Annotated in this window: 6 protein-coding genes; 1 reads left to right on the top strand and 5 read right to left on the bottom strand. The window is 71.0% G+C overall.

Annotated features, from left to right (window positions below; genetic code table 11):
- Positions 1-159: 159 nt before the first annotated feature.
- From ACIBIW_RS30550 to proS, 4 genes are all read right to left on the bottom strand, one after another.
- Positions 160-399, bottom strand: a complete 240-nt coding sequence (locus ACIBIW_RS30550; RefSeq protein ID WP_030361979.1) for an RNA-binding protein — start codon at positions 397-399, stop codon at positions 160-162.
- A 2-nt stretch (positions 400-401) separates the two neighbouring features.
- Entirely contained in the window at positions 402-827 is a 426-nt protein-coding gene (gene rpsP, locus ACIBIW_RS30545) for a 30S ribosomal protein S16 (RefSeq protein WP_399340691.1), read from the bottom strand.
- A 347-nt stretch (positions 828-1,174) separates the two neighbouring features.
- Complete coding sequence (locus tag ACIBIW_RS30540) at positions 1,175-1,771, bottom strand: hypothetical protein (RefSeq protein WP_399340690.1); 597 nt, start codon at positions 1,769-1,771, stop codon at positions 1,175-1,177.
- 400 nt (positions 1,772-2,171) lie between these two features.
- Entirely contained in the window at positions 2,172-3,587 is a 1,416-nt protein-coding gene (proS, locus tag ACIBIW_RS30535; RefSeq protein WP_399340688.1) for a proline--tRNA ligase, read from the bottom strand.
- 307 nt (positions 3,588-3,894) lie between these two features.
- Here proS and ACIBIW_RS30530 point away from each other — a divergent pair, with 307 nt between their 5' ends.
- The gene (locus ACIBIW_RS30530) at positions 3,895-4,752 is read left to right on the top strand and encodes a class I SAM-dependent methyltransferase (protein ID WP_399340686.1); all 858 of its coding nucleotides are present in this window, start codon (positions 3,895-3,897) and stop codon (positions 4,750-4,752) included.
- 423 nt (positions 4,753-5,175) lie between these two features.
- Here the strand turns inward: ACIBIW_RS30530 and ffh are convergent, their stop codons facing one another.
- Positions 5,176-6,726: a signal recognition particle protein gene (ffh, locus tag ACIBIW_RS30525; RefSeq protein WP_399340684.1), complete on the bottom strand. Its 1,551-nt coding sequence runs from the start codon at positions 6,724-6,726 to the stop codon at positions 5,176-5,178.
- Between the last annotated feature and the right edge of the window lie 4 nt (positions 6,727-6,730).

Below are 6,730 nucleotides of genomic sequence, written 5' to 3'. Positions count from 1 at the left end.
CGCCCGTCACTTCCCCCTTGTTGCGGGGGGCGCGGCCCAGCGGGGCGACTACTCGCTGCCGGGGGGGTGTGCCCCGGGGGGCCGGGGGGGGCGGGGGGGGGGGCCGGGGGGGCCCCCCCCCCGCCCCGGGCCGGTGCTGCGTGCGTTCGGCGAAGGTCGTCAGTGCACCTGGTCGACGTCGACAAGGTCGACGCGTACGCCGCGGCCTCCGATGGCACCCACCACGGTGCGCAGGGCACGTGCGGTGCGGCCGTTGCGCCCGATGACCTTGCCGAGGTCGTCGGGATGGACCCGGACTTCGAGGACGCGCCCACGGCGCAGGTTGCGGGAGGCCACCTGCACATCGTCGGGGTTGTCGACAATGCCCTTCACGAGGTGCTCAAGAGCCTCCTCAAGCATGCTCAGCCCTCGGTCTGCGCGGCGTCGGACGCCTCGGCGTCGTCCGCCTTCTTGTCGGCCTTCTTCTTCTGGGTGATGGCCTCGCCCTTGCCGGTGTCGTCGCCGCCGAGGGACTCGAAGGCGGGCTTGGCCGACTTCTCCTCGGGCTGGAGCAGCGGCGGCGGGGCGGGCTCGCCCTTGTGCTTCTGCCAGTCGCCGGTCTTCTTGAGGATGGCGAGGACGGGCTCGGTGGGCTGGGCGCCGACGGAGAGCCAGTAGGCGACGCGCTCGGCGTCGACCTCGATGCGCGAGGGGTTCTGCACCGGGTGGTACAGGCCGATCTCCTCAATGGCCCGGCCGTCGCGGCGGGTGCGGGAGTCGGCGACGATGATGCGGTAGTGAGGCGAACGGATCTTGCCCAGACGCTTCAGCTTGATCTTGACTGCCACGGGAGTGGGTTCTCCTGGTTTGACGTGGGTTGGCTCAGCGGGATGCCGCGTGGGGTTGCGGTACTCGCTGGTCCGACGGACGCGTCAGCCGGAGGAGAGAGGGTTCCTGTGCGGCTGTCGAGTACAGCCAGTCATTGTGCCATACGGGCGTGTCATGCCCGAATCCGGTCCTGGGGCGCTTCTCGCGCGCGTTGTGCGGTGCGGACGGGGCACCGGGGCGGTCTGCCGGGTGGGGCCGGGCAGACCACCGGGCGGGCCGGTCTAGTGGCTCGCCGGCGACGCCGGGGGCATGGCCGCGCGGTGGGTGCGCCGGCCGCCGTGGCGTCGGAGGGGAATCCGGTGGCGGGTCACCCCGCTGCCGCTGCGACCACCTCCGGGATGCGGAACGGCTTGCCGCACCCGCCGCAGACGATGGGCGCCTGGGCCAGGACGGACGGGACGACGCGGACGTTGCGCCCGCAGTCGCAGACGGCCTTGACGCGGACGCCGCCCCCTGAGGAGCCGTGGCGTCCCGCGGGGCCGCGGAAACTGCGGGCGGTGTCCGTCTCGGTGGCGGCGCTGTGTGCCTTGAGGGCACGCTGGAGCCGCTCCATGGTGGGACGGTAGCGGCGCCGGGCCTCGGGCTTGAGCGCGACCAGGGAGAAGCCGCTGCTCGGGTGCGGCTCCTCGGTGTGGTCGAGGCCAAGCTCCTCGGCGATCGCGAGGAATCTGCGGTTGTGATAGCGACCGGCGCGGGAGGTGTCGCGGATTCCGCGGGCGGCTGCGATGCCGTGGACCGCTTCGTGAAGCAGTCGCTCGAAGGAGAGTTCGGCGCCGCAGGCGGACGACGACTCTCCGATCAGGGATTCGGGCGCGGCAAGGTCCGGCAGCTCGGGGTGGTACCGCTGAATTTCGGCCCACGCCTGTGCCAGCTCTGCGGCGAGAACAGGTGGTGTCGTGCTCACGTCGTGAGAACGATCCGGGCTGCCGCTGTGTTCCGATTACGGGGCATCCCAAATATTTTGCTCGTACCACACAGTCGGCGCCGATCCGCAGGGAGGCGGGCGGGTGCGCCGATGGGCGATATGTCTCACAGCTCGCACTAAGGCGGTACGTCGCCCCGCTCCGTGCCGCACGACGTGGCGGGCTCCGTGTGCCCGACCCAGCGACGTGGCGACGTCGGCCCGAACCGCTGCCCGGCCGCCGCTCGGTTGCACCGTTCCGCGCGACGTGGTGCGTGTGCGCCGGTGCACCGTGTGGGTGCGCTCCCGCGCGCGTGAGGTGCGCCATGGGATCGTGCGCCGGAGCGCCATGGCACCGTCCGTGCGGCCGGACCGCGCGCACGGTGCCACGGGAGTGTGTGACTCAGTAGGCGCGGCCCACTACGGCGACGTTACCGGGTGCGTCGTCGGCGTCGGGCACCGCCCCGTCCTCGGCGAGCAGGCACCGTACGCTCATCGAGTGCGCGGCGAGCCGAGCCTCGCCCTCGGGGCCGAGGGCGGACCAGGGCAGGCGCGCCCAGCCGCCCGCGAGGACGGCTTCGACGGCCTCCTCCGCGGTGGCGACGTCGGCGGTGAGGCGTTCACGGCGCTCCCGCGACTGGCGCAGCAGCAGCGCCTGGTCCTCTTCGAGGACGGTCGGCAGCAGCGCGGGGAGCGCGTCGAGGCGTACCGGCTCCTTGCCGCCGGGGATGCGGCGGGCCAGCATCGCGGTGCCGTTCTCCAGGTCGCGGGGGCCGATCTCGATGCGCACCGGGACGCCCTTGAGCTCCCAGTCGACCGCGCGGCGCCCGAAGGGGGTGTCGGTGCGGTCGTCGACGTGGACCCTGACGCCCGCGGCGCTGAGGGCGTCGCCGACCTCGTGGACCTTGGCGAGCACCGCGTCGTCGCCCTTGATGGCGAGGACCACGGCCTGGGTCTGGGCGAGACGGGGCGGTACGCGCAGCCCGTTGTCATCGCCGTGCACCATGATCATGCCGCCGAGCATGCGGGTGGTGGAGCCCCACGAGGTCTGCCAGACGTGCTCCTGGGTGCCGTCCTTGGTCAGGTAGCGGGTGCCGAACGCCTTGGCGAAGTTCTGGCCGAGTTCGTGGCTGGTGCCCAGTTGGAGCGCCTTGCCGTCGCCCATCATGCCTTCAAGGGTGAGGGTGTTGAGGGCTCCGGCGAACCGTTCGGCGGCGGTCTTGCGGCCGAGGAGGACGTCGATGGCGAGGACGTTGACGAGGAAGTCGGCGTAGACGTCGCGGTGGATGCGGGCCGCGTAGTCGCGGGCCTCCTCGTAGGTGGCGTGCGCCGTGTGCCCCTCCTGCCAGAGGAACTCGGTGGTGCGCAGGAACACGCGGGGGCGCAGCTCCCAGCGGACGACGTTGGACCACTGGTTGATCAGCAGGGGGAGGTCGCGGTAGCTCTGCACCCACTTCGAGAACGAGTCGTTGATGATCGTCTCCGAGGTGGGACGGACGACGACCGGTTCCTCCAGGTCCTTGCCCCCGGCGTGGGTGACGACGGCGAGTTCCGGCGCGAATCCCTCGACGTGTTGCGCCTCCCGGTCCAGGTAGGACTGCGGGATGAAGAGCGGGAAGTAGGCGTTGGACGCGCCTGCCGCCTTGATGCGGGCGTCCATCTCCTGCTGGGTGCGTTCCCACAGGCCGTACGCGTAGGGCCTGATCACCATGGTGCCGCGGACCGGGCCGTTGTCCGCCAGCTCGGCCTTGTTGATCAGATCCTGGTACCAGCGCGGGAAGTCGTCCGCGCGCGGCGTGAGAACGGGTGCCTTTGCCATGGCGGGCATGGTACGGGGCTCCGTTGCACCGCTCCGTGTCCGGTGGGGTGCGGAGCACCGGGTGCGTGCCGCCCCGGGCGGCCCGTTGGCGAACTTGGCACATGCCATGCCCGGCTGCCTCTGGACGTGGCGGCTTTGGGGGAGTTCTCTGGCATACGGGGGGGCGCTGCCGGGGCACACCGTGCCGGCCGGCCGTGTGCTGTGCCACGGGGTGGGACGACGGAGCAATCAGTCAGCAGGCCAATGGCGGCCAACGATCCTTTCCGGCGAAGTCGTACTTCATGTTCCGGCTGAATGGGGGCCATCCATGACACTCACGCTCGTGCGGCACCACCCTCGTCCTACGTCGCCCACCCCATCGGTGGACGCGCGCGCACGCGCGCGTGACTGGGCGGAAATCCAGGAGCGGATGCTCGTGCCGCTCTACGAGGCGGTGTACGAGCGTCTGGAGGTCGGGGAGCCGACCCGGCTGCTGGGCGTCGGCTGCGGCTCGGGACTCGCGCTGCTGCTGGCGGCGCGGCGGGGTGCGCGGGTCACGGGGGTGGACGCGGAGTCGCCCGAGTTGCTGGCCCTGGCGCGACGTCGGCTTGGCGCAGGGGGCGACGCACGCGCGCGTGACGGCGTTCGTGTGCTGGACGGTGCCGACGTCGCGGCAGCGGGCGGCGCCCCGTACTCGCTCGTGAGCGCGTTTCATCCGGTGGGGTGCGTGTCCGGGGACCGGGAGCGGTTGACAGCGGACCTGGCGGCCACGCTGCCGCTCGCACGGCGGGGTTCGCCGGTGGTCCTGACCTCTTGGGGGCCGCCGGAGCGGTGCGCCACGTCGTCGGTCCTGCACACCGTGATGAGGCTCGCGGCCCCACGGTGCGACGACGGCGACAGGGGTGCGTGGCGGCCCGCGGAACGCGACGAGTTGGAGGCGGTGTGCACCCTTGCCGGGCTCCGTCCTGACGGCTCGGGGCGGGTGGCGTGCCCGTTCGGCTACGCCGGGGTGGACAGCGCGGTACGTGGGTTGCTGTCGACGGGGTTGCTCGACGGAGCCGTCGCGGCCACGGACGCCGAACGGGTCCGCAAGGAGCTGGAGGAGGCGCTGCACCCATATGTGCGCGGGGACGGGACGGTGTGGATGCCGAACGTGTTCCGGTACCTGATATCCCGCACCGTGTAGCGACTGAGCTGGCCGCGTAGCGAGCCACGTCTCGGTGGGCGAGCGAGCACATGCGCGTACCGCCTCGCTTCGGGCGGGGGGCTCCGTTCCGAGTCCCATTGGCGCGTACGCGCGCGTGCACGGTCCTCGGCGCTACGTCGCCCAGGTCGCTCTTTCAGCCAGTTTCTTGGGCTGCAGAGGCCGACGACGTCGCGAGGATCTGACCGAGGCCGCGGGCACCTGCGCGCACCGTACGTCGCCGCTGTCGCGCGCTGTACGGTGCCCGGTCGGCACAGTTGCGACATACGGTGCGCGCGACAGGCGCGCCGGGGCTACATACGGCGCGCCCGCAACGAAGAGGCGGGTACCCACTCCGTGTCGCCAGAAGGCACCTGACCGCACCCGGCCCGCCTCGTGACGGGTATCCGGGTGCCGTGCCGTCGATCAGCGGGTGAACTTCTTGAACTCGTCGGGGAGTTCGAAGTTCTCGTCCTGCCCGTCCGGGAGGCCGAAGGCGTTGCCCTGGCCGACGCTCGCGCGGCGTGCGGCGGCCTCCTGCTCCTGCTGCTTGCGCTTCATGGGGTTGCCGGAGCGCTGCTTGCCCTTGGCCTGCTTCTGCTTCTTCTTCTGGCGCCCGGGGCCGCCACCCATGCCGGGAACCCCCGGCATACCGGGCATGCCGCCGCCCTGTGCCATGCGGGACATCATCTTGCGGGCCTCGAAGAAGCGCTCGACGAGGTTCTTGACGGCGCCGACCTCGACACCGGAGCCGCGGGCGATACGGGCGCGTCGCGAACCGTTGATGACGTTGGGGTCCTGGCGCTCTCCAGGGGTCATCGACTTGATGATGGCGGCGGTGCGGTCGACGTCGCGCTCGTCGAGGTTGTTGATCTGGTCTTTGACCTGCGCCATACCGGGGAGCATGCCGAGCAGCTTGCTGATGCTGCCCATCTTCCTGACCTGCTCCATCTGGGCCAGGAAGTCGTCGAGGGTGAAGTCCTTGCCGCCCTTGCTGCTCGCCAGCTTGGAGGCCATCTTCTCGGCCTCTTGGCGACTGAAGGTCTCCTCGGCCTTCTCGATGAGGGTGAGGACGTCGCCCATGCCGAGGATGCGGGACGCCATGCGGTCCGGGTGGAACGCGTCGAAGTCGTCCAGCTTCTCGCCGTTGGAGGCGAACATGATCTGGCGGCCGGTGACGTGGGCGACGGAGAGCGCCGCGCCGCCGCGGGCGTCGCCGTCGAGCTTGGAGAGCACCACGCCGTCGAAGCCGACGCCGTCGCGGAACGCCTCGGCGGTGTTGACCGCGTCCTGGCCGATCATGGCGTCGACGACGAAGAGGATCTCGTCGGGGCTGACGGCGTCCCTGATGTCGGCGGCCTGCCGCATCAGTTCCTCGTCGATGCCGAGGCGGCCGGCGGTGTCCACGATGACGATGTCGTGGACCTTGTCCTTGGCGTGCGTGATGGAGTCCCTGGCGACCTTCACGGGGTCGCCGACGCCGTTGCCGGGCTCGGGGGCGTAGACGGCGACACCGGCCCGCTCCGCGACGACGGAGAGCTGGTTCACGGCGTTCGGCCGCTGGAGGTCGCAGGCGACCAGCAGCGGCGAATGGCCCTGCTTCTTGAGCCACTGGCCGAGCTTGCCCGCGAGGGTCGTCTTGCCCGCGCCCTGGAGGCCCGCAAGCATGATCACTGTCGGTGGCTGCTTGGCGAACCGCAGCCTGCGGGTCTCGCCGCCGAGGACCTTGATCAGTTCCTCATTGACGATCTTGATGACCTGCTGGCTCGGGTTCAGCGCCCGCGAGACCTCGGCGCCTCGCGCGCGTTCCTTGACGGCGGCGATGAAGGCGCGCACGACCGGCAGGGCGACGTCCGCCTCCAGCAGCGCGATGCGGATCTCGCGCGCGGTGGCGTCGATGTCCGCCTCGGAGAGCCTGCCCTTGCCCCGGAGATTCTTGAACGTCTCTGCAAGGCGGTCGGAGAGAGTATCGAACACGGCG

The organism is Streptomyces sp. NPDC050560, from assembly GCF_044457285.1.
GTDB lineage: Bacteria > Actinomycetota > Actinomycetes > Streptomycetales > Streptomycetaceae > Streptomyces.
This window is presented reverse-complemented; position numbering and strand designations above follow the sequence as displayed.

Excerpts from the sequence above, each read along its gene's own strand:
- ACIBIW_RS30550 (WP_030361979.1), bottom strand. The coding sequence starts at position 399 with ATGCTTGAGGAGGCTCTTGAGCACCTCGTGAAGGGCATTGTCGACAAC.
- proS (WP_399340688.1), bottom strand. The coding sequence starts at position 3,587 with ATGGCAAAGGCACCCGTTCTCACGCCGCGCGCGGACGACTTCCCGCGC.
- ACIBIW_RS30530 (WP_399340686.1), top strand. The coding sequence starts at position 3,895 with ATGACACTCACGCTCGTGCGGCACCACCCTCGTCCTACGTCGCCCACC.